The organism is Actinomadura sp. NPDC000600 (genome assembly GCF_040492135.1).
GTDB lineage: Bacteria > Actinomycetota > Actinomycetes > Streptosporangiales > Streptosporangiaceae > Spirillospora.
Genome location: NZ_JBEUPD010000016.1, coordinates 179,249 through 201,643, shown reverse-complemented (window position 1 = coordinate 201,643; position 22,395 = coordinate 179,249). Strand labels below are relative to the sequence as shown.

At 72.7% G+C, this 22,395-nt stretch carries 20 protein-coding genes, 1 pseudogene and 1 riboswitch; of the genes and pseudogenes, 19 read left to right on the top strand and 2 right to left on the bottom strand.

Annotated elements, in window-relative coordinates:
- Nucleotides 1-844: 844 nt before the first annotated feature.
- From mihF to metK, 5 genes are all read left to right on the top strand, one after another.
- Entirely contained in the window at nucleotides 845-1,171 is a 327-nt protein-coding gene (gene mihF / locus ABWI07_RS23835; RefSeq protein WP_021597647.1) for an integration host factor, actinobacterial type, read from the top strand.
- 94 nt (nucleotides 1,172-1,265) lie between these two features.
- The gene (gmk, locus tag ABWI07_RS23830) at nucleotides 1,266-1,853 is read left to right on the top strand and encodes a guanylate kinase (RefSeq protein WP_353819837.1); all 588 of its coding nucleotides are present in this window, start codon (nucleotides 1,266-1,268) and stop codon (nucleotides 1,851-1,853) included.
- Nucleotides 1,854-1,880: 27 nt separating this feature from the next.
- Nucleotides 1,881-2,135 carry a DNA-directed RNA polymerase subunit omega gene (gene rpoZ, locus ABWI07_RS23825; RefSeq protein ID WP_021597645.1) on the top strand — a complete coding sequence of 85 codons (255 nt, stop codon included), beginning with the start codon at nucleotides 1,881-1,883 and terminating at the stop codon, nucleotides 2,133-2,135.
- A gap of 262 nt (nucleotides 2,136-2,397) precedes the next feature.
- Nucleotides 2,398-3,639, top strand: a complete 1,242-nt coding sequence (gene coaBC / locus ABWI07_RS23820; protein WP_353819833.1) for a bifunctional phosphopantothenoylcysteine decarboxylase/phosphopantothenate--cysteine ligase CoaBC — start codon at nucleotides 2,398-2,400, stop codon at nucleotides 3,637-3,639.
- Nucleotides 3,640-3,780: 141 nt separating this feature from the next.
- The gene (gene metK, locus ABWI07_RS23815) at nucleotides 3,781-4,974 is read left to right on the top strand and encodes a methionine adenosyltransferase (protein ID WP_149257365.1); all 1,194 of its coding nucleotides are present in this window, start codon (nucleotides 3,781-3,783) and stop codon (nucleotides 4,972-4,974) included.
- A gap of 200 nt (nucleotides 4,975-5,174) precedes the next feature.
- On the opposite strand, the gene ABWI07_RS23810 is transcribed toward metK, so the two are convergent.
- Complete coding sequence (locus tag ABWI07_RS23810; protein ID WP_353819832.1) at nucleotides 5,175-6,728, bottom strand: DUF8823 domain-containing protein; 1,554 nt, start codon at nucleotides 6,726-6,728, stop codon at nucleotides 5,175-5,177.
- Between the two features lie 259 nt (nucleotides 6,729-6,987).
- Here ABWI07_RS23810 and ABWI07_RS23805 point away from each other — a divergent pair, with 259 nt between their 5' ends.
- The 8 genes from ABWI07_RS23805 (at nucleotide 6,988) to ABWI07_RS23770 (ending at nucleotide 16,275) form a co-directional block, all read left to right on the top strand.
- Entirely contained in the window at nucleotides 6,988-9,099 is a 2,112-nt protein-coding gene (locus tag ABWI07_RS23805) for a primosomal protein N' (RefSeq protein WP_353819831.1), read from the top strand.
- Nucleotides 9,100-9,167: 68 nt separating this feature from the next.
- Complete coding sequence (locus ABWI07_RS23800) at nucleotides 9,168-10,976, top strand: hypothetical protein (protein WP_353819830.1); 1,809 nt, start codon at nucleotides 9,168-9,170, stop codon at nucleotides 10,974-10,976.
- A 113-nt stretch (nucleotides 10,977-11,089) separates the two neighbouring features.
- Nucleotides 11,090-11,635 (top strand): peptide deformylase, encoded by a 546-nt coding sequence (def, locus tag ABWI07_RS23795; protein WP_149257361.1) that lies wholly within the window; start codon nucleotides 11,090-11,092, stop codon nucleotides 11,633-11,635.
- A complete protein-coding gene (fmt, locus tag ABWI07_RS23790; protein ID WP_149257360.1) occupies nucleotides 11,636-12,562 on the top strand; it encodes a methionyl-tRNA formyltransferase in 927 nt (308 codons plus the stop codon). It abuts the gene before it with no gap.
- Entirely contained in the window at nucleotides 12,562-13,968 is a 1,407-nt protein-coding gene (locus tag ABWI07_RS23785) for an RsmB/NOP family class I SAM-dependent RNA methyltransferase (protein WP_353819829.1), read from the top strand. The genes fmt and ABWI07_RS23785 overlap by 1 nt, the downstream gene beginning before the upstream one ends.
- Nucleotides 13,969-14,020: 52 nt before the next feature.
- Nucleotides 14,021-14,935, top strand: a complete 915-nt coding sequence (locus tag ABWI07_RS23780) for a phosphatase PAP2 family protein (protein ID WP_353819828.1) — start codon at nucleotides 14,021-14,023, stop codon at nucleotides 14,933-14,935.
- Nucleotides 14,936-14,947: 12 nt separating this feature from the next.
- Complete coding sequence (gene rpe / locus ABWI07_RS23775; protein WP_149257358.1) at nucleotides 14,948-15,625, top strand: ribulose-phosphate 3-epimerase; 678 nt, start codon at nucleotides 14,948-14,950, stop codon at nucleotides 15,623-15,625.
- A complete protein-coding gene (locus ABWI07_RS23770; protein ID WP_235036550.1) occupies nucleotides 15,622-16,275 on the top strand; it encodes an HAD-IA family hydrolase in 654 nt (217 codons plus the stop codon). The genes rpe and ABWI07_RS23770 overlap by 4 nt, the downstream gene beginning before the upstream one ends.
- Before the next feature lie 113 nt (nucleotides 16,276-16,388).
- Here the strand turns inward: ABWI07_RS23770 and ABWI07_RS44495 are convergent.
- Nucleotides 16,389-17,456, bottom strand: a pseudogene (locus ABWI07_RS44495) (P-loop ATPase, Sll1717 family); the annotation flags it as partial.
- A 215-nt stretch (nucleotides 17,457-17,671) separates the two neighbouring features.
- Nucleotides 17,672-17,802, top strand: a riboswitch (FMN riboswitch).
- An 81-nt stretch (nucleotides 17,803-17,883) separates the two neighbouring features.
- Between ABWI07_RS44495 and ABWI07_RS23765 the strand changes: the two are divergent.
- From ABWI07_RS23765 to ABWI07_RS23740, 6 genes are all read left to right on the top strand, one after another.
- The gene (locus tag ABWI07_RS23765; RefSeq protein ID WP_149257356.1) at nucleotides 17,884-18,477 is read left to right on the top strand and encodes a riboflavin synthase; all 594 of its coding nucleotides are present in this window, start codon (nucleotides 17,884-17,886) and stop codon (nucleotides 18,475-18,477) included.
- The gene (pnuC, locus tag ABWI07_RS23760; RefSeq protein WP_149257355.1) at nucleotides 18,474-19,115 is read left to right on the top strand and encodes a nicotinamide riboside transporter PnuC; all 642 of its coding nucleotides are present in this window, start codon (nucleotides 18,474-18,476) and stop codon (nucleotides 19,113-19,115) included. Before ABWI07_RS23765 ends, pnuC begins: the two co-directional genes overlap by 4 nt.
- Entirely contained in the window at nucleotides 19,112-20,383 is a 1,272-nt protein-coding gene (locus ABWI07_RS23755) for a bifunctional 3,4-dihydroxy-2-butanone-4-phosphate synthase/GTP cyclohydrolase II (RefSeq protein ID WP_353819827.1), read from the top strand. The genes pnuC and ABWI07_RS23755 overlap by 4 nt, the downstream gene beginning before the upstream one ends.
- Nucleotides 20,380-20,892: a 6,7-dimethyl-8-ribityllumazine synthase gene (ribH, locus tag ABWI07_RS23750; RefSeq protein ID WP_149257353.1), complete on the top strand. Its 513-nt coding sequence runs from the start codon at nucleotides 20,380-20,382 to the stop codon at nucleotides 20,890-20,892. The genes ABWI07_RS23755 and ribH overlap by 4 nt, the downstream gene beginning before the upstream one ends.
- A 101-nt stretch (nucleotides 20,893-20,993) precedes the next feature.
- On the top strand, nucleotides 20,994-21,869 hold the full coding sequence (hisG, locus tag ABWI07_RS23745) for an ATP phosphoribosyltransferase (RefSeq protein WP_149257352.1): 876 nt from the start codon (nucleotides 20,994-20,996) through the stop codon (nucleotides 21,867-21,869).
- Complete coding sequence (locus tag ABWI07_RS23740; protein ID WP_235036549.1) at nucleotides 21,862-22,308, top strand: PH domain-containing protein; 447 nt, start codon at nucleotides 21,862-21,864, stop codon at nucleotides 22,306-22,308. The genes hisG and ABWI07_RS23740 overlap by 8 nt, the downstream gene beginning before the upstream one ends.
- Nucleotides 22,309-22,395 lie beyond the last annotated feature (87 nt).

Genomic DNA, 22,395 nt, shown 5'->3' with positions numbered 1-22,395 from the left:
CGGGCGGGCACGGGGCGGGCGGGCGAGCACGGGCCGGCGGCCGGGGCAGGGCTCGGCAGGGGCAGGCGGCTCGGGCGATGGCCGCGCGGGCGCCGGCGCGCGCGGCGTCCCCGCCCGCGGACATCCCCGGCGCCATTGGTGCGCGGGTGCACAGAACGCTTTGCGGGCGAGTTTTGTGGCGTGCGCCATCGCGCTTTGTGGTTTTAGTCGCATGCGAATGCGGGGGCCGAGTCGTCGCTTTGCGATACGTGCCGAACGGTGAACTCGGTCACGCGGAGGCGCGATTCCGGACCGGGGGGAGTCTCCGGAGGGGCGGCCGGCGCTTCCGCGTCCGTGGCGGTGCCCTGGCGGCGGGCTGGGGGGAGCTGGTGCGGTGGGGGTGTCCTCCGGGCCGAACGAACGATCTTGGCGGTGTGTTGTCGAGGATGACAGTAACGGTGCCGGGGCGACGTGCGGAACGGCGCGGCGTGACGAGTGTCACTCGGTCGGGATCACTTGTGGGAGCCCCCGCGGGGACGGCCGGGACGGCGTCCCGGGGCGGTGGCGGGACCGTGGCGCAGGGGCCGCTCAGGGGAGCGAAGCGCAGCGGCGAACGGGTACCGAGTGCCACATGTGCGGGCAGAATGGGCGGATTTTCACGATCATGCGAAAGTCCCAGCAAGCCAAGGGGTTGGGGCTCTGAGGGGCCGGAGTTGGGTACACTCTGTATTCAGGACACTCCGAGGAGTGATTTTCGTGAATTTGTGGTGGGCTAAACGGCACTTCACGTTGCCTTATGGGTGGTGAACTCGCTAGTTTCCCAACCCGTCCGACTCCGTCGAGTGGAAACCTGAGGTGACCCGGCGTGGCTCTTCCGCCCCTAACCCCCGAACAGCGCGCCGCAGCCTTGGAGAAGGCTGCCAAGGCTCGCAAGGAGCGGGCCGAGGTTAAGAACAAGCTGAAGCACGGGGGAACCTCGCTCGCCGAGGTTCTCAAAGAGGGTCAGTCCGACGACGTCATCGGAAAGATGAAGGTGTCGGCCCTCCTGGAATCGCTGCCCGGTGTGGGCAAGGTCCGTGCGAAGCAGATCATGGAGCGCCTGGGCATCGCCGAGTCCCGCCGTGTGCGGGGCCTCGGCGCCAACCAGCGCGCTTCCCTGGAGCGTGAGTTCGGCGGAAGTGCGAACCGCTGACGTGCGACTCACGGGCGGGCGCGGCGGCCAGACCGCCGCGGCCGGCTCGGGGCGACCCGGGAACGGCACCATCCCGTCCGGCTCCGGCGCACCCATCGCTGCGCCGGAGGGCTCCAGGCCGAATGGCCCGCTCGCGCGGCGGCTGACGGTCCTGTCCGGGCCGTCGGGCGTCGGCAAGAGCACGGTCGTCGCCGAGATCCGGCGCTCACACCCCCGGGTGTGGCTGTCGGTCTCGGTGACCACCCGGGCCCCCCGCCCGGGTGAGACCGACGGTGTGCAGTACTTCTTCGTCGACGACGCCGGTTTCGACCGGCTCGTCGCCGAAGGGGAGCTCCTCGAATGGGCCGAGTTCGCGGGCAACCGCTACGGCACCCCGCGCCGGCCTGTCGAGGAGCGCCTCGCCCGCGGCGAGCCGGTCCTCCTGGAGATCGACCTCCAGGGCGCCCGGCAGGTCCGGCGGTCCATGCCCGCGGCGCAGCTGGTGTTCCTCGCTCCCCCCAGCTGGGAGGAGCTCGTCCGCCGCCTCACCGGACGCGGCACCGAGCCCCCCGAGGTCATCGAGCGCCGCCTCGACGCGGCCCGCGTCGAACTCGCCGCCGAGAAGGAGTTCGACGTCACGCTCGTCAACACGGCCGTGCAGGACGTGTGCGACGAGCTGCTAGCCTTGATGGCTGACCAGTAGCCGTTCTACCTAGCGGAAGGCCACCGAGTGGCAGCCAGCAACGAGGGCATCACCAACCCTTCGATCGACGAGCTCCTCGAGGTCGTCGACACCAAGTACGGCCTCGTGAGCATCGCGGCCAAGCGCGCCCGGCAGATCAACGCCTACTACGCCCAGCTGGGCGAGGGCCTGCTGGAGTACGTCGGCCCGCTCGTCGAGACGCAGGTCCAGGAGAAGCCGCTGTCGATCGCCCTCCGCGAGACGCGCGAAGGCCTCCTGAACGCCGAGCCCATCGAGGGCTAGGGGCTACCGGGGGCGACCGATGCTGCTCGTCGGCCTCCGGCCGCCTTCGCCCAGGCCGCGTCCGCTGCGCCGCCTGGGGGGCGACCCCCAGACCCCCGGGCCGGGGCGACCGATGCCGCTCCTCGGCCTCCGGCCGCCTTCGCCCAGGCCGCGTCCGCTGCGCCGCCTGGGGGGCGACCCCCAGACCCCCGGGCGAGCCAAGGCAGCCTCCGGCAGGACCCCGGCATGAGGGCGGGGGGCGTGTGATGGGATCGTGGGCCGTATGACCTCCCCCAGGCCGCGCGTCGTGCTCGGAGTGAGCGCCGGAATCGCCGCGTACAAGGCGTGCGAGCTGCTCCGGCGGCTCACCGAGTCGGGCCACGACGTCACCGTCGTGCCGACCGCCGACGCGCTCCGCTTCGTCGGAGAGCCCACCTGGGCCGCGCTGTCCGGCAAGCCGGTGTCCCCGCGGGTGTGGGACGGCGTCGCCGAGGTCCCGCACGTCCGGCTGGGGCAGCAGGCCGACCTCGTGTTCGTCGCGCCGGCCACCGCCGACCTGCTCGCCAAGGCGGCGCACGGACTCGCCGACGACCTGCTCACCAACACCCTGCTGACCGCCCGCTGCCCCGTCGTGTTCGCGCCCGCGATGCACACCGAGATGTGGCAGCACCCCGCCACGCAGGCCAACGTCGCGACGCTGCGGGCACGCGGCGCCGTCGTGGTGGAGCCCGCCTCCGGGCGCCTGACGGGCAAGGACACCGGGCCCGGGCGGCTGCCCGACCCCGCCGAGCTGTTCGAGATCGCCCGGCACGTGCTCGCCCGCGGCGCCGGCGGGCGCGACCTCGCCGGACGGCACGTGGTGGTCTCCGCCGGCGGCACCCGCGAGGCCATCGACCCCGTCCGCTTCATCGGCAACCGCTCGTCCGGCCTGCAGGGCTACGCCCTCGCCCGGACCGCGGTGGCCCGCGGCGCCAGGGTGACGCTCGTCTCCGCGAACGTCGCCCTGCCCGACCCGGCGGGCGCCGAGACCGTCCCGGTCGGGTCGGCCGAGGAGATGCGCAAGGCGGTGGTGGAGGCGGCCGGGTCGGCCGACGCGGTCGTCATGGCGGCCGCGGTCGCGGACTTCCGGCCGGCCGACTACCGCGGCTCCAAGATCAAGAAGGCCGAGGGGGCGGAGCCGGAGCCGATCCGGCTCGTCAAGAACCCCGACATCCTGGCCGAGCTGGGAGCGAGCCGCCGTCCCGGCCAGGTGATCGTGGGCTTCGCCGCCGAGACCGACGACGTCCTCGCCAACGGCCGGGCCAAGCTCGCCCGCAAGGGCTGCGACCTCCTCGTCGTCAACCAGGTCGGCGAGAACCTCACCTTCGGCCGCCCCGACAACGCCGCGACCGTCCTCGGGGCGGACGGGTCGGCGACCGAGGTGCCGCGGGGCGCCAAGGAGGCGCTCGCCGAGGTCGTCTGGGATCTCGTCTCGGCGCGGCTGGAGGGCCCGCCGTCAGGCGTTCGTCAGGGCGAAGGGCGATGATCCGGCTAGACTTCTGGCCCTAGCGTCCATTGGCCCTAACATCCATGGGGAACCATGGCGGGGGGCGGCGTCCCTCGCCGAAGTCGACAAAGAATCCGTTCTGCGACGTCAGTCAGCAGCCGCTGCAAGGAGTTCACGTACGTGTCTCGCCGCCTGTTCACCTCCGAGTCGGTGACCGAGGGTCACCCGGACAAGATCGCGGACCAGATCAGCGACGCGATCCTCGACTCGATGCTCAAGGACGACCCGAAGAGCCGGGTCGCCGTCGAGACGATGATCACGACCGGTCAGGTCCATGTGGCCGGTGAGGTCACCACCGAGACCTACGTGGACATCCCGGGCGTGATCCGGGAGAAGATCCTGGAGATCGGCTACGACTCGTCCAAGAAGGGCTTCGACGGCCACTCCTGCGGCGTCTCGGTGTCGATCGGCGCGCAGTCGCCCGACATCGCGCAGGGCGTCGACGACGCCTACGAGACCCGCGAGGGCGAGGGCGTCGACGACCTCGACCGGCAGGGCGCGGGCGACCAGGGCCTGATGTTCGGCTACGCCACCAGCGAGACGCCCGAGCTGATGCCGCTGCCGATCACGCTGGCGCACCGGCTCGCCCGGCGGCTGTCGGCGGTCCGCAAGAGCGGCGACGTGCCGTACCTGCGCCCCGACGGCAAGACCCAGGTCACCATCGAGTACGACGGCGACCGCGGCGTCCGCCTCGACACCGTCGTCGTGTCCAGCCAGCACGCTCCCGACATCGACCTGAAGGAGCTGCTCGCCCCGGACGTGAAGGAGCACGTGGTCGACCCGGTGCTCGCCGAGTTCGACCTCGACACCGACAACTACCGGCTGCTGGTGAACCCGACCGGCCGCTTCGAGATCGGCGGCCCGATGGGCGACGCCGGCCTCACCGGCCGCAAGATCATCGTGGACACCTACGGCGGCATGGCCCGGCACGGCGGCGGCGCGTTCTCCGGCAAGGACCCGTCCAAGGTGGACCGCTCCGCCGCGTACGCGATGCGCTGGGTCGCCAAGAACATCGTCGCCGCGCAGCTCGCCGACCGCGCCGAGGTGCAGGTCGCCTACGCGATCGGCAAGGCCCACCCGGTCGGGGTGTTCGTGGAGACGTTCGGCACCGAGAAGGTCGCCCCCGAGAAGATCGAGAAGGCCATCGGCGAGGTCTTCGACCTGCGCCCGGCCGCGATCGTCCGCGACCTCGACCTGCTGCGCCCGATCTACTCGCAGACGGCGGCCTACGGCCACTTCGGCCGCGAGGAGCCCGACTTCTCCTGGGAGTCGACCGACCGCGCCAAGGACCTGGCCTCCGCCGCCGGCCTGTAACCGGTCTCAACGAAGAAGGGCCCCGGGACGCCCCGGGGCCCTTTCTCGTCCCACGCCGCTGTGTCAGCGACGCCGCTGTTTTGGCCCCCGGGATGGTGGCTCCTGTGACGGTGGCTCCTGTGACGATGGCACCCGGTTGTTTCGGCCAGGGCGCTCGTTCGGGGCAGTGTGGCGCTGTGCTCGGGCTGGGCTCGGCCGGGTCAGGAGGCGCAGTGGTTGCCGCGGTGCAGGCCGTAGCGGGCGGCGATGGTGTAGCGGCCCTGGGCGCGCGCCTGCAGCCGGACGAACTCGCCCTCGCGCGCCAGGCAGGCGTCCCCGCCCGTCACGCTCAGCCAGGGGGACCAGGAGACCCGCACCAGGAAGGATCCGCTCGACGGCACGTCGACGACGAGCTTCCCGGAGTTGAGCGTGCTGACGAAGGCGGGCCGGTCGACCAGCGGCGTGGGGCTCGCCACGCGGTACAGCCGCCAGTGCTCGTCCCGCCAGATCTCCGTCAGGTACGGCTGGCCCTTCTCGACGAGGGCGGCCTCCTCCTGCGACGACCAGTCGACCTCCTGCTCGGGCAGGACGACGTACTGGACGGCCCACTTGTGCAGCCAGTCGCGGTACGAGGCGGGCGTCAGCGCGCCCTCCTCGTAGAACAGTGCGTGGCGCTCGGCGTCGACCTGGCGGTTCCAGCCGCGGGCGAGCGCGAAGTGGCGGCTGAGGCCGGAGGACTCCCAGTGGGAGCGCAGCGGGACGGCCTCGATGCGCGCGTCGCCCGCGCCGACGGCGTTCAGCTCGCCGATGAGGCCGCGGGCGTGGTCGGCGGCGGCGTCCGCGGGCTCGGTGTGGATGAGGTCGTCGACGGGCTTCACGACCTGCCAGGACGCCGTGACGATGAACGCCAGCGACAGCACGGCGATCCGGAGCCGCCCGTGTGCGCGCGCCACGGCCGACAGCAGGAACATGCCGCCGAACAGCAGCGAGAGGCGTTCGACGTTGCTGCCGATGGGGGAGGGGATCAGCCAGGTCAGGATGATCCCGGCGAGGTAGACGCCGGCGCCGATCCGGACGAACGTCCAGGTCTTCGGCGCGCAGAGCAGGATCGCGATCACGCTGGTGACGGCGGGCAGCACGATCGCGTCGAGGGAGATCGGCTGGACGCCGCTGAACGGGAAGAGCAGGCTGGTCGTCCCGACCACGACGGGCAGGCCCACGGCGACGCAGACCCCGGCGCGGCGGCGCCCGGTCAGGAACAGCGCGGCGGCCAGCACCAGCAGGAACAGGCCCGCGACGGGGCTCGCGAGGGAGGCCAGCACGCTCAGGACGGCCATCGCCGCCGCGCGCAGGGCGGGCGTGCCGCGCGGGGTGAACGCCACGATGGTCGCCATGAGCGCGAACATCAGCCCGAGGCCGAACGTGACGCGTCCGGAGGCGGCGTTGCAGGCCAGCGCGAAGGCGGCCCAGAGCGACGCGGGCAGCGCGACCGGGGCCCTGAACTGCTTGAGCAGGTACCCGGTGAGCGCGGCGCAGATCGTGCCCGTCACCACCGCGACCGTGCGGATGCCGAACACCGCCATCAGGTACGGCGACATGACGCTGTAGGAGGCGGGGTGCATCCCGCCGTACCAGGCGAAGCTGTACGCCGCGCCGGGGTGCTTCCAGACGAAGTCCGTCCAGGCGGCCTGCGCCGCCAGGTCGCCGCCCTCGGTCGCGAGGAGCAGCCCCCACACCAGATGCAGGACGGCCGCGGCCAGCGTGGCGGCCACCACGGGGTGGCGCGCCCACTTCTTCCACTTCTTCCGCCTGGAGGCGGCTGAGGGGCTTGGGGAACGGCGTGACGCCCCGCCGCCGGCGGGGGAGTCCGTCCGCTCATGGGTATGAGCTGTGGTCACTTCGCCTGCAGGGGCTCGTCGGACGGCGAGGGTGCGGACGGGCGTCGGGCAATGGGCCGGAGGACGCGCACCCGTTCAAACGGGTCAACCCTAGCGCGCGGGATCGGCTGTCGGATCGATCTGGTAGGACGGGGACGTGACGAAGGACGGCGGGGGAACGGACCTGATCCCGGGGCTGGACGCCCTCCCCGGCGCGGCCGCCGGCAAGCCGGACGACTCCGGAAAGCCCGGCGCGTCCGGCAGGTCGTCGGGCAAGTCGTCGGGCAGGTCGTCGGGGAAGAAGGGGGCCCGCCGGCCGGCCGCGGAACTGCCCGTCGCGCGGATCGCGGTCGACATGTCGCTCCCGCACCTGGACCGTCCGTTCGACTACCTGGTGCCCGCGGAGCTGGACGCCAAGGCGGTCCCCGGGTGCCGGGTGCGGGTGCGCTTCGCGGGCCAGCTCGTCGACGGCTTCCTCCTGGAGCGGGTCGCGGAGAGCGCCCACGGCGGCAAGCTGCTGTTCCTGGAGCGGGTGACCTCCCCCGAACCCGTCCTGGCGCCGGAGATCGCCACGCTGGCGCGGGAGGTGGCCGACCGGTACGCGGGGACGTTCGCCGACGTCCTGCGCCTCGCCGTCCCGCCCCGGCACGCCCGTGTGGAGGCCGAGCCCGTGGATGAGGCCGCCCCCGCCTCCCCGGAGGCGCCGGACGCCGGCGTGTGGCGGGAGTACCCGGCGGGGGAGTCGTTCCTGAGCGCGCTGGCAGGCGGCAGAGCACCGCGCGCCGTGTGGACCGCGCTCCCTGGGCCCGACTGGACGGCGGCCATAGCGCGCGCGGCGGCCGCCACCTTGAGCGGTGGGCGGGGAGCCCTCGTCGTCGTCGCCGACGGCCGCGACGTGGCGCGTGTCGACGCCGCCTTGGAGGCGGAGCTGGGGGAGGGGCTGCACGTCGCCCTGACGGCGGAGCTCGGCCCGGCGGAGCGCTACCGGAGATGGCTCGCCGTCCGGCGCGGCATGGCACGGGCGGTCGTCGGCACCCGCGCGGCCATGTTCGCGCCGGTCGCCGACCTGGGGCTGGTCGTGCTCTGGGACGACGGCGACGACGTCCACGCCGAGCCGCACGCGCCGTATCCGCACCCCCGCGACGTGCTCGCCCTGCGCGCGCACCGGTCGGGGGCCGGGGCGCTGATCGGCGGGTTCACCCGCACCACCGACGCGACGCAGCTCGTGGAGACCGGCTGGGCCCACGCGCTCGCCGCCGACAGGAACCGCGTCCGGGCGAGGATGCCGCGTGTCCGCTACGTGGGGGAGGACGCCCAGCTCGCGCGGGACGCCGCCGCCCGCACCGCGCGCCTGCCGAACATCGCCTTCGAGGCCGCCCGGCAGGCGCTGGAGACCGGGCCCGTCCTCGTCCAGGTGCCGAGGCGGGGTTACGTCCCCGGCATCGCGTGCGGAAGGTGCCGCACGCCGGCCCACTGCCAGACCTGCCAGGGGCCGCTGGCGCTGGCCTCGTCGCACGCGGCCCCGTACTGCCGCTGGTGCGGCGCCATCGCCGGCGACTGGCACTGCCCCGAATGCGGCTTCTTCCAGGTGCGCGCCCTCGTGGTGGGCGCGAAACGCACGGCGGAGGAGCTCGGCCGGGCGTTCCCCGGCGTGCCCGTACGCACCTCGGGGCGCGATGCCGTCCTCGACAGGGTGGGGCCGGAACGGGCGCTCGTGGTGTCGACGCCCGGGGCCGAGCCGCCTGCGGAAGGGGGGTATCCGGCCGCTCTGCTGCTGGACGGCTGGGTCCTCCTAGGGCGGCCGGATCTGCGCGCCGGAGAGGAGACGCTGAGGCGCTGGATGAACGCGGCGTCGCTCGTCCGCCCGCAGGGCCCGGTGATCGTGGCCGCCGAAGGAGCGCTGCCGGCGGTCCAGGCCCTCGTGCGCTGGGACCCCGTCACGTACGCGGAGCGGGAACTGGCCGAACGCAGGGAGGTGGGCTTCCCGCCCGCCGCGCGCATGGCGTCGCTGACCGCGTCCCCGGCCGCCATACGGGAGCTTCTGGCCGACACCCGGTTGCCCGATGGCGCGGAGGTTCTCGGGCCCGTCCCCATCCCCGTCCCCCAGTCCGGCACGGAGGCTCAAGAGAAGGAGCGCGCTCTGATACGCGTTCCGCGCGCCGCGGGGCCTGCGCTGGCGCGCGCGCTGAAGGAGGCCCAGGGAGTGCGCAGCGCGCGCAAGGTTACGGAGACCGTACGGGTCCAGATCGAACCCCTTGAGCTGATCTGACGGGGGACGAACCGCCCCCTGGAACCGATCCGGCCCCGTGCGACCGGACTGCCCCGTAGGGTTCTGGCGTGGCCGACAACTGGGTGGAGACCACCGTGGGCGACCTGCGGCGGTGGTCGGACGAACGCGGTGAAGCGCTGGACGAGCAGGGCGTCCGCATCCTGCTCGACCTGGCGCGGGAGGAGATGGGCCTCGCGGGCCCCGAGGCGCTGGAGCCGCGGCACGTGCGCGAGCTGCTCCTGGAGGTCTTCCCCGAGTCCGTGGTCGCCGGGCGCGACGACGTCCCCACCGTCCTGGACGCCCTCCGCCGGATCGTCGCCTACCTTCGCGACACCGGCGCCGTCGCCGAGGCCGCCGCAGGCGGCCTGGAGGCCGAGATCGAACGGACCGGGGCCGAGTTCGCCGAGGTCGTCGCCGCCGTCGACAGCGAGGAGCGGCAGGCGGCCGCCGAGGTCGTCGCCGGGCTGATGCAGGCCGACGGGGTCGACCTCGACGACCAGGCCGCCGTCGACGCGTGGGTCCGCGACTTCGAGGCGCAGCCGGAGGAGGAGCGCTTCGCCCGCACCGAGGAGTACCTGCGGCAGGCCGGGGAGCTGGTGGTCCCGCCCGTCCGGCTGGCGCCGCAGGCCGAGGTCGCGGACGCTGCGCGGCGCTCCGGCCTCACCTCCGCCGTCCTGGCCCTGGCCCGCTGGACGGGCGAGCGCCCGCTGACCGAGCACGGCGTGCTCGCCGGCCCCGACGCCGAGGCCGCCCGCCTCGCCCTCGGCCTCGGCTCTCCGCGGCGCCACGGGCGGATGGAGGACGACGGCGCGCTGGAGCGGCTGTGGTGGGCCGCCGTCGAGGCGAAGGTGATCAGCGCCGAGCAGGGCGCGGCCGCCCCGGGCCCCGCGCTGCCGGGCCTGGAGTCCGATGACGACATGGCGCTGCTCACCGCCTGGCTCCCGCTGTTCGACGCCCTGGTCGTGCCAGGCCACGACTACGACGACGGCCTGGACGCCGTCGAGCTCGTCCAGAACGAGCTGACCGGCGTCCTCATCCACCTGTACGAGCAGGAGGAGCCGACAGGGCCCGAAGCCCTGGCCGAGGCGCTGCTCGGCCACATCGAGGAGGCGTACGACCTCACCGACGCCGACGCCATGTCCGAGCTGGTGGGGGACGCCCTCGCACTGGAGCTCGCCACCCTCGAGGACTGGGGCGTCATCGAGGCGTCCGGTGCGGGGCGGTCGCTGACCCCGCTCGGGGTGTGGGCGGTCCGGGAGCTGCTGCTCGCGGACGGGTTCACCGCCCCCGTCATCGGCGAACTGGCCGGCGCCCGCGCGTCCGAGCTCATCGCGGGGCTCACCTGGTACCGGCCGGAGGCCGCCGACGAGGAGATCGACGGCTGGCTGGCGTCCCACGACCCCAAGGACGCCGCCGCCGACCTGCTGGACGTCATGCGGACCGGCGGCCCCGGCGCCCGCAACCTCGCCGCCGCCGTCCTGCACCGCGTCGGCCCCGAGGCCGCCGGCGTGGTCCGCGCCGCGCAGGAGCACCCGCTGGTGTCGCCCTATGCCGCGATGTGGCTGAACGCCGCCGGCGACCCGGCGGGGCGGGAACTGGCCCGCGAGGAGTACCTCTGGGTGTTCGTCGACACGGTCGCCGGGATGCTGGAGACCGCCGAGCCGGCGGAGGCCGTCGAGGCGGCGCTCATCGACGCGCCGCCCGGGGCGGAGATGAAGGCCATGGTGGACGAGCTCTGGCGCACCCATCATCCCGGTGCGGCCGACGTCCTGGAGGCTTTGGGCGCGCACCATCCCGACAAGGCGACGGCCAAGGCCGCCCGTACCGCCGCCTACAAGGCGCGCTCGGCTCGCCAAGGGGAGCACCGCGGCGTGTGAACCCCGTGTTCGAACGCCGCGCGTGAACATGGCGTGAATGTCAGGGTGCGCGCCTCCGTAGACTGGAGGCGCCTTTCAGTCCCCAGCGACACTTGCAGGAAACGGAGTCCCCGTTGGCCGTCAAGCCCATCCGCCTCTTCGGCGACCCCGTGCTGCGCACGCCCGCGGAGCCGGTGAAGGACTTCGACAAGGAGCTGCGCCAGCTCGTCAAGGACCTCACCGACACGATGATCGACGCCCCCGGCGCGGGTCTGGCCGCCCCCCAGCTCGGCGTGGGGCTGCGGGTGTTCACCTACTACGTCGACGACCGCCTGGGGCACGTGGTCAACCCGACGCTCGACCTGTCGGACGAGCAGGAGACCGACGACGAGGGCTGCCTGTCCCTGCCCGGCCTGGCGTTCCCCACGCCCCGCTCCGTCGGCGTGGTGGCGAAGGGCTTCAACATGCACGGCGAGCCGATCACGCTGGAGGGCACCCACCTGCTGGCCCGCTGCGTCCAGCACGAGACCGACCACCTCGACGGGATCATCTTCATCGACCGGATGGACGCCGAGCAGCGCAAGGCCGCGATGAAGGCGATCCGCGAGGCCGAGTGGTTCGGCGAGCCGGCCCCCGTCGTGAAGGAGTCGCCGCACCGCACCTTCGGGAAGGCGATCTAGATGCGGCTGGTCTTCGCCGGGACGCCCGAGACCGCGCTCCCGGCCCTGAGGGCGCTTCTGGGGTCCTCGCACGAGGTCGCGGCGGTCGTGACCCGGCCGGACGGCCGTGCGGGGCGTGGGAGGCATCTGAGCCCCAGCCCGGTCGCCGCGCTCGCCGCCGAGGCCGGCGTCGAGGTGCTGAAGCCCGCGAAGGCCCGCGACCCCGAGTTCCTCGACCGGCTCCGGGAGATCGCGCCGGACTGCTGCCCGGTGGTCGCCTACGGCGCGCTGCTGCCCCGCGAGGCCCTGGAGATCCCCCGGCACGGCTGGGTGAACCTGCACTTCTCGCTGCTGCCCGCCTGGCGCGGGGCCGCGCCCGTGCAGCGCGCGATCCTGCACGGCGACGACGTGACCGGCGCGGCGACGTTCCAGATCGAGGAGGGCCTCGACACGGGCCCGGTCTACGGCGTGCTCACCGAGCCGATCCGTCCGACCGACACCAGCGGCGACCTGCTGGGACGGCTTGCCGTCGCCGGCGCCGACCTCCTGCTGGACACCATGAACGGCATCGAGGCGGGCGTCCTGGAGCCCCGGCCGCAGCCGACCGAGGGCGTGTCCCACGCGGCGAAGCTGACGCCCGAGGACGGCCGTGTCGACTGGGGGAGCCCGGCCCTGCACATCGACCGCCTGATCCGCGCCTGCACCCCCGCGCCGGGCGCGTGGACCAACTTCCGCGACACGCGGGTCAAGCTCGGCCCCGTCCGCCCGGCCCCCGACGCCGCGAAGCTGGCCCCCGGCGAGATCGGCGCGGGGAAGAAGGAGGTGCTGGTCGGCACGGCCACGCACCCCGTCGCCCTGGGCGAGGTGCAGCCGCAGGGCAAGCGCCGCATGGCGGCCGCCGACTGGGTCCGCGGCCTCGACCTCTCCGACAAGGACGCGCTGCACTGATGCCGCCCGCACGCAACCGCCGACGCGTCCCGAACCGCCGACCGGGAGGTCCCCGCAAGACGGGCCGTCCTCAGGACCTCGTCCGCCGTACCGCGTTCGACGTGATCCGGGCGGTCGAGACCCGCGACGCCTACGCGAACCTCCTCCTGCCCGCGCGCCTGCGCGACCGCGACCTGTCCGGACGCGACGCCGCCCTCGCCACCGAGCTGACGTACGGGACCCTGCGCGGCAAGGGCACCTATGACGCGGTGCTCGCGCTGTGCAGCGACCGCGAACTGCGCCGTATCGACGCCCCGCTCCTGGACGTCCTGCGCATCGGGGCCCACCAGATCCTCGCCACCCGCATCCCGCCGCATGCCGCGGTGGGGACGACGGTGGAGCTGGCCCGCTCGGTCGCGGGCCCGGGCCAGGCCAAGTTCGCCAACGCCGTGCTCCGCAAGGTCGCCACACGCGACATGGACGCCTGGCTGGAGATCGTGGCGCCCGCCGACGCCGACGCGACGACGCGCCTGTCGATCGCCCACAGCCATCCGAAGTGGATCGTGTTTGCCATGCGGGACGCCGTCGGGCGGGACGAGATCGAGGACCTCCTCGCGGCCGACAACGCCCGCCCCCGCGTGACACTGGTCGCGCGCCCCGGCCGGGCGACGCTCGAAGATCTGTACGACGCGGGCGCCGAGCCCGCCCCTTACTCGCCCTATGCCGCCGTCCTGGCCGAGGGCGACCCGGCGGGCATCGCGGCCGTCCGCGACGGGCGCGCCGCCGTCCAGGACGAGGCCAGCCAGATGGTCGCCTTGGCGCTGACCGAGGCTCCTCTGGACGGCAGGGACGCGCGCTGGGCCGACCTCTGCGCGGGGCCTGGAGGCAAGGCAGGGCTCCTGTCGGCTCTCGCCACCCAGCGCGATGCCCGGCTCCTCGCAGCGGACGTCCAGCCGCACCGCGCGGGGCTCGTCCGGAGCGCGGTCGACGACAGGGCGGGAGTCATCGCCGCGGACGGCACCGCACCCGCCTGGCACCCGGGCTCCTTCGACCGCGTGATGGTGGACGCCCCCTGCACCGGCCTGGGCGCGCTCCGCCGCCGTCCAGAGGCACGCTGGCGCCGGGGCCCCGAGTCGGTCGCCGAACTCGGGCCGCTCCAGCGGAAGCTGCTCGCCACGGCGCTGGAGTCCGTGCGGCCCGGCGGTGTGGTCGCCTACGTCACCTGCTCGCCCCACCTGGCGGAGACCCGCGTGGTGGTGGACGACGTCCTGCGCCGCCGTGACGACGTCGAGCGGCTCGACGCGCCCGCGGTCCTGACGGGGATCGCCTCAGGCCTCACCGGTCTGGGGGACGGCCCCTACGCGCAGTTCTGGCCCCACCGCCACGGCACGGACGCGATGTTCCTGGCCCTGCTGCGCCGCACCTGATGCCGTACCCGACCACTGGGGAGGTTCTCTGCTGACCGGCTTCATGGTCTTCATGTCCTACCTGGGCAGCGCGGCCTTCTACGTCCCGCTGCTCCTGGCGCTGTTCTGGTGCGTGGCGCCGCGGCTCGCCGCGCGGGCCGCGGTCGTCCTGCTGTTCGGCGCGGTCGTCAACGCCCTCCTCAAGCTGGTCTTCCACGCTCCCCGCCCGTACTGGACGGACCCGAACATCCGGGGCAGGCAGTCGCTGTCGTCCTTCGGGATGCCGTCCGGCCACGCTCAGAACAGCGTCGCGGGCTGGGGCTTCTTCGCCGCCCAGACCAGGCGGTGGTACCTGTGGGCGGGCGCCGTCGTCGTCATCGTCCTGATCGGGGTGTCACGCGTCTACCTCGGCGTCCACTCGCTGGGGCAGGTCCTGGCGGGCTGGGGCGTCGGGCTGGCCGTCCTGGTCGCCGCCCTCGGGCTGGAGCCCATCGTCGTCCCGTGGTGGCGCCGGCAGCATCTGGCCGTGCAGATGGCCCTCTCCCTCGCGGTCCCCTTGCTGCTGCTCGCGGCGTCGTGGGGCGCGCTGCGGCCGCTGCGCAACTGGCAGTGGCCACAGGCATGGGCCGAGTCCATCAGGGCGGCCGGAGGCGTCACCGACCCCGTCACACTGACCGATTCGGCCCAGGCGTGCGGTGCTCTGTGCGGCCTCCTGATGGGCCTGTCCATAGTCGCCTGGCGCGGCTGGTTCGATCCGGGAGGCAAGGCCTGGCAGCGCCTGGCACGACTTCCGGTGGGCCTCGCCGGGGCCGCGGTCATCGCCCTCTTCGAGGGGACGAACCTGATCCAGGCGTTCGTCGTCCAGGCCGTGCTCGTGCTGTGGGTGATGGCGGGCGCGCCGGAGGTCTTCGTCCGCGCGCGCCTGGCGGCCCGGCCCACCCCCGGTCTCACCCGGGCGGGTGACGATCGGGCGGGCCTGCGCCAATAGACTCTGGGCATCATGGCTCCTCAGATCGCACCCAGCATCCTGTCCGCCGACTTCGCCCGCCTGGCCGAGGACGTCGCGCGCATCGCCGACTCCGCCGACTGGGTCCACGTCGACGTGATGGACAACCACTTCGTCCCGAACCTCACCCTGGGACTGCCCGTCGTGGAGTCGCTGCTCCGCAGCAGCGCGCTTCCCCTCGACTGCCACCTGATGATCGAGGACCCCGACCGCTGGGCGCCGCAGTACGCCGAGGCGGGAGCCGGGAGCGTCACCATCCACGCCGAGGCGGCGAAGGCGCCCATCCGCACTCTGCGCACCATCCGCGCCGCGGGCGCGCGCGCCGGGCTGGGCGTCAACCCGGCCACCCCGGTGGACGGCTTCGAAGACCTCCTCGGCGAGATCGACATGCTCCTGCTGATGACCGTCGAGCCCGGTTTCGGCGGCCAGAAGTTCCTGGACGTCGTCCTGCCGAAGGTCCGCCGCGCGCGGGAGCTCATCAAGGGCCGCGACCTGCCCGTCTGGCTCCAGGTGGACGGCGGCGTCAGCGCCGAGACGATCGAGCGCTGCGCGGAGGCGGGAGCGGACGTCTTCGTCGCGGGCAGCGCCGTCTACGGGGCCGACGACCCGGCCGAGGCCGTCCGACGGCTGCGCGGCCAGGCCGAGGAGGCCACGGCCAAGGCGGACTGGTGAGCACTCCCACAGTGACTCTGCCCTGCGCCGCCGTCCTGTTCGACGTGGACGGCACCCTGGTCGACTCGACGCCTCTCGTCGAGCGCGCGGGGCGTGCATGGGCCGTCGAGTACGGCATCGACCCGGACGAGTTCATGTCGGGCGCCCACGGCCGCCGCACGAGCGACCGTGTAGCCGACTTCCTCCCAGCCGAACTCGTCCGTGAGGCCACCGCGCATCTGGACGCTTTGGAGGCGGCCAGCACAGACGGCATCACCGCCCTGCCCGGCGCCGTCGAGCTGCTGGCGGACATGAGCGGCCTGCTCCACGCCTTCGTCACGTCCATGGACCGGGCGCAGTTCAAGGTCCGCACCGACGTGGCCGGCATCCCCGCCCCGCCGATCGTGGTCACCGCGGAGGACGTGCAGGCCGGCAAGCCCGACCCCTCCGGCTACCTCCAGGCGGCCCGCCGCCTGGGCGTGGACCCGTCCGCCTGCGTGGTCGTCGAGGACGCCCCCGCCGGGATCGCCGCGGGCCGCGCCGCCGGCGCCATCGTGGTGGCGCTGGTCACGAGCCATCCGGAGGAGTCCCTCGCGGAGGCCCACCACGTCGTCCGGGACCTGAGCCGCGTGAGGTCCACCCCGACCGGCCTGCACCTCGCCCTCGGCTGAGCTCCCGGGCTCACCAACCCCTGGAGTGCCCGGCCCCGGCGGTGCCGCCGCTCCTGGCGGTGTGCTCGGCCCCCGAGGCCTCGATGCCGAGCGAGGCGTGGAACATCGCGGGCCCTGGCCTGCTCCAGCGCCTCCGAGCAGAACTGGATGAGCTCCCTCGGCCGGTACAGCGTCCGGTCGACCATGTAGCCGAACGAGCCGTCCCGGCCCTCGCCGGGCGGCGGCGGGGCGAAGACCGCCGACCAGCAGGCCCGGTCCCCGGCGCGTTCGAGGGCCTCCACGTCGAAGCCCTTCTCGTGGGCCGAGTGCCGGATCCGCCTGGCGATCAGTTCGAGCAGGGACTCCTCGGACCAGTAGATCTTCTCCAGGAGGTCCCGGTGCTTCTGCGCGTCCTCGTACAGGGCGGGGATGTCGTCGTACAGCTCCTGCCGCAGCGAGATGTAGACGCGCAGGTTCGGGTGCAGGGCGTTGATGGACACGCAGGCCTGGAACAGCCCCGACACGAACGCCTTGGCGTCCTCGGAGGAGTCCCAGCCGCGGTCCAGTTCGTCCACGAGCACGACCACGCGCTGGTTGCCCAGCACGTTCCGCAGCGCCGGCAGCAGGTTCTGGATCTCCTCCAGCTTGTAGAGGCGGTCCAGCTCGCGGGTCCGCAGGCCGGCCTCGATCGGCCCGAGCTTCACGGCCTCCAGCCGCTTGAGGTAGGAGACCAGCATCGACAGGGGGCCGAGCTGCTGGGCGCCGTGGTTGTCCCTGATGTAGTTGTGGATCTCCCGGCCGCCGCCCTTGGTCAGCCGCATCCCCTTGCGCGCCAGCGCCTTCATGACCAGCACGTAGATCAGGTACTTCCACGCGGCGGCGTAGGCGCCCTGCTTGGCCCACGAGCCCGCGCACTCCGCCGCCATGGTGGAGCTGAGCAGCTCGTAGGAGTAGTCCTCGGGTGACAGTTCGATGACGTGGCTGCCGGCGGCGCGCTCCCGCTTGGCCAGCACCTTGAAGATCGCGCTCTTCCCGGCCCCGCGGTTGCCCATCAGGATCGTCTTCGCCCCGGACCGGACGCGGCGGTAGGCGGCGGACTCCACGAAGTACTTCTCCAGGCCCCGGGAGATGTCGCGCTCCGCGGACGGCGTACCGAAGTCGAGAACGTCAAGGATCTTGGGCGACAGGTTCAGCTTCGCCATGAGGCTTCCCAAATGAACGGCAGGGGGTCTGGTAACAACTTGCATCGAGCCCCCCGCTCCCGGCAAGACCCGCCGTCAAGCACTGTCTCCGCCGTGGGGCACGGCGCGCCGGCCTGTTCGGCAGCCTTCTGGCGGTGTCCGACTCGGTGGTGTTTGTGGCGATGGCCACACGGGCGCGGAATGGAATGCGTGGCACACTGGTTGGCAAAGCATGAACGCGTGCTCCGGGGTCGGTGAAATTCCGAACCGGCGGTGACAGTCCGCGACCCGGCCGAAGCCATCGGCCGGTTGACCCGGTGGAACTCCGGGACCGACGGTGAAAGTCCGGATGGGAGGCAGCGCGCGGTACGCCCCTGGCCAGGGGTGTATTCGGACGCACGTACGTCCACCAGCGTCCCCCGGAGCCCTGATCTAGGAGGCCCGGGAGATGTTCACCGGCATCGTCGAGGAGCTCGGCGAGATCGTGGCGGTCGACCCCCAGGGGGACTCGGTCGCGCTCGCGGTCCGCGGGCCGCTGGTCACCCAGGACGCCGTCCACGGCGCGTCGATCGCGGTCAACGGCGTATGCCTCACCGTGGTGGCCGTCAAGGACGGGGTCTTCACCGCCGACGTCATCAAGGAGACGCTCGACAAGTCCAGCCTGGGCGTGTTGGAACCCGGCTCCAAGGTCAACCTCGAACGCCCCGTGCGGCTGTCCGACCGGCTCGGCGGCCATCTCGTCCAGGGCCACGTCGACGGCGTCGGCGCGATCATCTCCCGCGAGCCGGGGGAGCGGTGGGACGTGGTGACGGTCTCCCTCCCCGCCGAGCTGAGCCGCTACCTGGTCGACAAGGGCTCCATCACCGTCGACGGGATCAGCCTCACGGTCGTCGAGGCCGGCGCCGACCGGTTCAGCGTCGCCCTCATCCCGACGACGCTCGCGCTGACCACCCTCGGCCACAAGCGGCCCGGCGACCCGGTGAACCTCGAAGTGGACGTCGTGGCCAAGTACGTCGAGCGCATGCTGGGAGACCGGTCATGAGCTGGCTCGGCGCCGGTTTCGAGGTCTTCGGCGAGCACATCCTCTGGACCGACCTCGTCGGCAACGTCCTGTCGCTCGCCGTCGTCTGGCTCGCGATGCGCAAGACCCTCTGGACGTGGCCGGTGCAGCTGGTCGGCGCCCTCCTGCTGCTCGCGGCCTCGCTGCACGCCCACGTCCCTGGCAACGCGCTCAAGCAGGTCCTCTTCTGCGGTCTCGCCCTGTACGGGTGGTTCATGTGGACCCGCGGGCGGCGCGAGGCCGAAGGACTGGTCGTCCGGCAGGCGACGCTCAGGGAACGCGTCGTGCTGGTCGCCGCGCTCCTGGCCGGCACGGCCGTGGTGGCCGAGCTGTTCGTCCACCTCGACTGGCTGAAGGTCGCCTGGTCGCCGTGGGCGAACGCCTACATCTTCGTCGGCAGCGCGGTCGCGACGTTCGCGCAGAGCCGCGCGCTCGTCGACTTCTGGATCGTCTGGGTGCTGGTCGACCTGGTCGGGGTGCCGCTGGCGCTCAAGTCCGGGCTGTACGTCTCCGGTGCGGTCTACGGGATCTTCTTCGTGATGGTGATGGTCGGGTTCAGGAACTGGCTCCGGGAGTCCCGGGGCACGCGCAACCCCAGGCAGAAGGCGGTGACCGCATGAGCGGCAACGACACAGTGCTCGACGACGCAGGGATCGGTACGGGCATCTTCGACTCCGTCGAGTCGGCGGTCGCCGACATCGCGGCGGGGCGCCCCGTCGTGGTAGTCGACGACGAGGACCGCGAGAACGAGGGCGACATCATCTTCGCGGCGTCGAAGGCGACGCCCGAGCTGCTGACGTTCACGATCCGCTACACCAGCGGCGTCATCTGCGTCCCGATGGAGGGCCCCGACCTCGACCGGCTGCAGATCCCGCTGATGACCGCGCAGAACACCGAGCGCATGCGCACCGCGTACACGATCAGCGTGGACGCCCGGCTCGGCGTCTCCACCGGCATCTCCGCCGCCGACCGGGCGCACACGATCCGCACCCTGTGCGACTCGGCGTCGGAACCGAGCGACTTCGTCCGTCCCGGCCACATCTTCCCGCTCCGCTACCGCGAGGGCGGCGTCCTGCGCCGGCGCGGCCACACCGAGGCCGCCGTCGACCTCGCCCGGCTCGCCGGGCTGCCCCCGGCCGGCGTCCTCGCCGAGGTGGTGAACGAGGACGGCACCATGGCGCGCCTGCCCGAACTCCAGGTCTTCGCCAAGGAGCACGGGCTCAAGCTCGTCTCCATCGAACAACTCGCCGAGTACCGCAGGCGCACCGAGTCGATGGTCACCCGCGTCGTCGAGACCCGCCTGCCCAACCGGTACGGGATGTGGCGCGCGGTCGGGTTCTCCAGCGCCATCGACGGCGGCGAGCACATCGCCCTCGTGCTCGGCGACCTCGGCGACGGCGAGAACGTCCTGGTCAGGGCCCATTCCGAGTGCCTCACCGGCGACGTCCTGCACTCCGAGCGCTGCGACTGCGGCACCCAGCTGGACGCGGCGATGGAGCGGATCGCCGAGGAGGGCCGCGGCATCGTGCTGTACCTGCGCGGGCACGAGGGGCGCGGGATCGGCCTGCTCGCCAAGCTCCAGGCGTACGCGCTCCAGGACAACGGCTCCGACACCGTCGACGCCAACCTGGAGCTGGGGCTGCCAGCCGACGCGCGCGAGTACTCCAACGCCGGCCACATGCTGCGCGAGCTGGGCGTACGCTCGGTCCGGGTGCTCACCAACAACCCCGACAAGCTCAAGGGCCTGGGCGGCTTCGGGGTGGACGTGCGGGGGCGGGAGGCCATGCCCGTCATCGTCACCGAGCACAACCGGCGCTACCTGACGGTCAAGCGCGACCGCCTGGGCCACCAGATCGAACTGGGACACGAGAACGAGGGACTCTCATGAGCGGCGCGGGACGCCCCGAGGACATCACGGTCGACGCGGCCGGGCTCACGCTCGGCATCGTCTGCACCCGCTGGCACGGGCAGATCACCGACCGGCTGCTGGAGCGGGCGCTCGCGGCGGCGAAGGCGTGCGGCGTGGACCAGCCGGTCGCGGCCCGCGTGGCCGGCGCGCTCGAACTGCCCGTGATCGCCCAGCAGATGGCCCGCGAGTTCGACGCCGTCGTGTGCCTGGGCGCGGTCATCCGGGGCGCCACCGCCCATTTCGACTACGTGTGCGACTCGGTGACCGCCGGTGTGACCCGGGTCGCGCTGGACGAGTCGACTCCGGTGGGCAACGGGGTCCTCACATGTGACACCATTGAGCAGGCACTGGAACGCAGCGGGCTGCCAGGCAGCTCCGAGGACAAGGGATGGGAGGCGACTGTGGCCGCACTCGACACGGCACTGACCCTGCGAGGTCTGCGGCATCACGGTCACGCCGGGCACGGCCTGGAGCATCTGGGCTCCTAGCCATGGGGCGGCTCCCAAGCGGGGAGCACTCCGAAGCAGAGGGCGTCAGCGCTCCTGAACGTCCCGGTATCCCGTACACATCCTCATCGAAAGGCCGATCCGTGCTGTCACTCGTTCTGCCCAAGGGGTCGCTGGAGAAGGCGACCATGCAGCTGTTCGACGCCGCCGACCTCACCGTCCAGCGGGCCTCGGACCGCGACTACCGCGCCTCCATCGACGACCCCCGCATCGACCGGGTCCGCGTCCTGCGCCCGCAGGAGATCCCGACCTACCTCGAACAGGGCCTGTTCGACCTCGGCATCACCGGCCGCGACTGGATCACCGAGACCGACGCCGACGTCGTCAGCCTCGGGGAGCTGAAGTACTCCAAGGCCACCTCCAACCCGGTCCGCGTGATCATGGCGGTGCCCGAGGGCGCGCCCTGGCAGTCGGTGGCCGACCTGCCGGAGGGCGTCCGGATCTCCACCGAGTTCCCGGCGATGACCAAGCGGTTCCTCGACCAGCACGGCGTGAAGGCCACGGTCGTCCCGTCCTACGGCGCGACCGAGGCGAAGGTGCCCGACATCGTGGACGCGATCGTCGACCTCACCGAGACCGGCTCGTCGCTGCGCAAGAACGGCCTGCGCATCCTCGACACGCTCCTGACCAGCTACACCGAGCTGGTCGCGAACCGCGACGCCTACGAGGACGCCGAGAAGCGCGCCGCGATGGAGGACGTCGCCCTGCTGCTCCAGGGCGTGATCCGCGCGCGGGGCAAGGTGCTGCTGAAGCTGAACGTCGCGCACGCCGACCTGCAGAAGGTCCTCGACATCATGCCCGCGATGGCGTCGCCCACGGTCACCTCGCTCGCCGGCGGGGAATCCAACGCCGTGGAGTCGGTGGTCGCCAAGCGCGGCGTCAACACGCTGATCCCGGCGCTGAAGGCGGCGGGCGCCCACGACATCCTCGAGATCCCCATCGCGAAGATCGTTGACTGACGTCCCGGCCCTGCCGGCGGTGTGGCGCCCCCGCACCACCCGGCTCGTCGCCTACACCACGGCGGGCGTGATCGTGCTCGGCATGATCGTGCTCGCCGTGGTGGTGGCGCCGCAGTTCAAGCTGTTCGACCGGCTCCTGATGGTCGCGTTCGGCGCGGGGGTCGCCTGGATCCTGCACATGCTGGCCCGCTGCCGCGTCAGCGCCGACGAGTCCGGCCTCACGGTCGTCAACGCCTTCCGCACCCGGCGCCTCGAATGGCCCGAGGTCGTCGACGTCTCCATGACCGTCGGCGACCCGTGGCCCACTCTCGACCTGGCCGACGGCACGTCCCTAGGCGCCATGGGCATCAACGGCGCCGAGAAGACCCTCGCCGCCCACCAGCTCGCCGAGCTCCGCGCCCTCCTCCACGCCCGGGGCGAAGCCCCCGACCCCGCCTGACCCGCGCCGTCCGCCCCGCCGCTTGGACGGTCGCCGTTCTAGGCTGATGCCAGGACCGAGGGAGCGTCCGTGTGCGAAGGTGGGCAC

Coding starts and splice junctions, on each gene's coding strand:
- ABWI07_RS23785 (WP_353819829.1), top strand. CDS start 12,562: ATGCCGCCCGCACGCAACCGCCGACGCGTCCCGAACCGCCGACCGGGA.
- rpe (WP_149257358.1), top strand. CDS start 14,948: ATGGCTCCTCAGATCGCACCCAGCATCCTGTCCGCCGACTTCGCCCGC.
- ABWI07_RS23765 (WP_149257356.1), top strand. CDS start 17,884: ATGTTCACCGGCATCGTCGAGGAGCTCGGCGAGATCGTGGCGGTCGAC.
- ABWI07_RS23755 (WP_353819827.1), top strand. CDS start 19,112: ATGAGCGGCAACGACACAGTGCTCGACGACGCAGGGATCGGTACGGGC.
- coaBC (WP_353819833.1), top strand. CDS start 2,398: ATGACCTCCCCCAGGCCGCGCGTCGTGCTCGGAGTGAGCGCCGGAATC.
- pnuC (WP_149257355.1), top strand. CDS start 18,474: ATGAGCTGGCTCGGCGCCGGTTTCGAGGTCTTCGGCGAGCACATCCTC.
- ABWI07_RS23780 (WP_353819828.1), top strand. CDS start 14,021: ATGTCCTACCTGGGCAGCGCGGCCTTCTACGTCCCGCTGCTCCTGGCG.
- ribH (WP_149257353.1), top strand. CDS start 20,380: ATGAGCGGCGCGGGACGCCCCGAGGACATCACGGTCGACGCGGCCGGG.
- fmt (WP_149257360.1), top strand. CDS start 11,636: ATGCGGCTGGTCTTCGCCGGGACGCCCGAGACCGCGCTCCCGGCCCTG.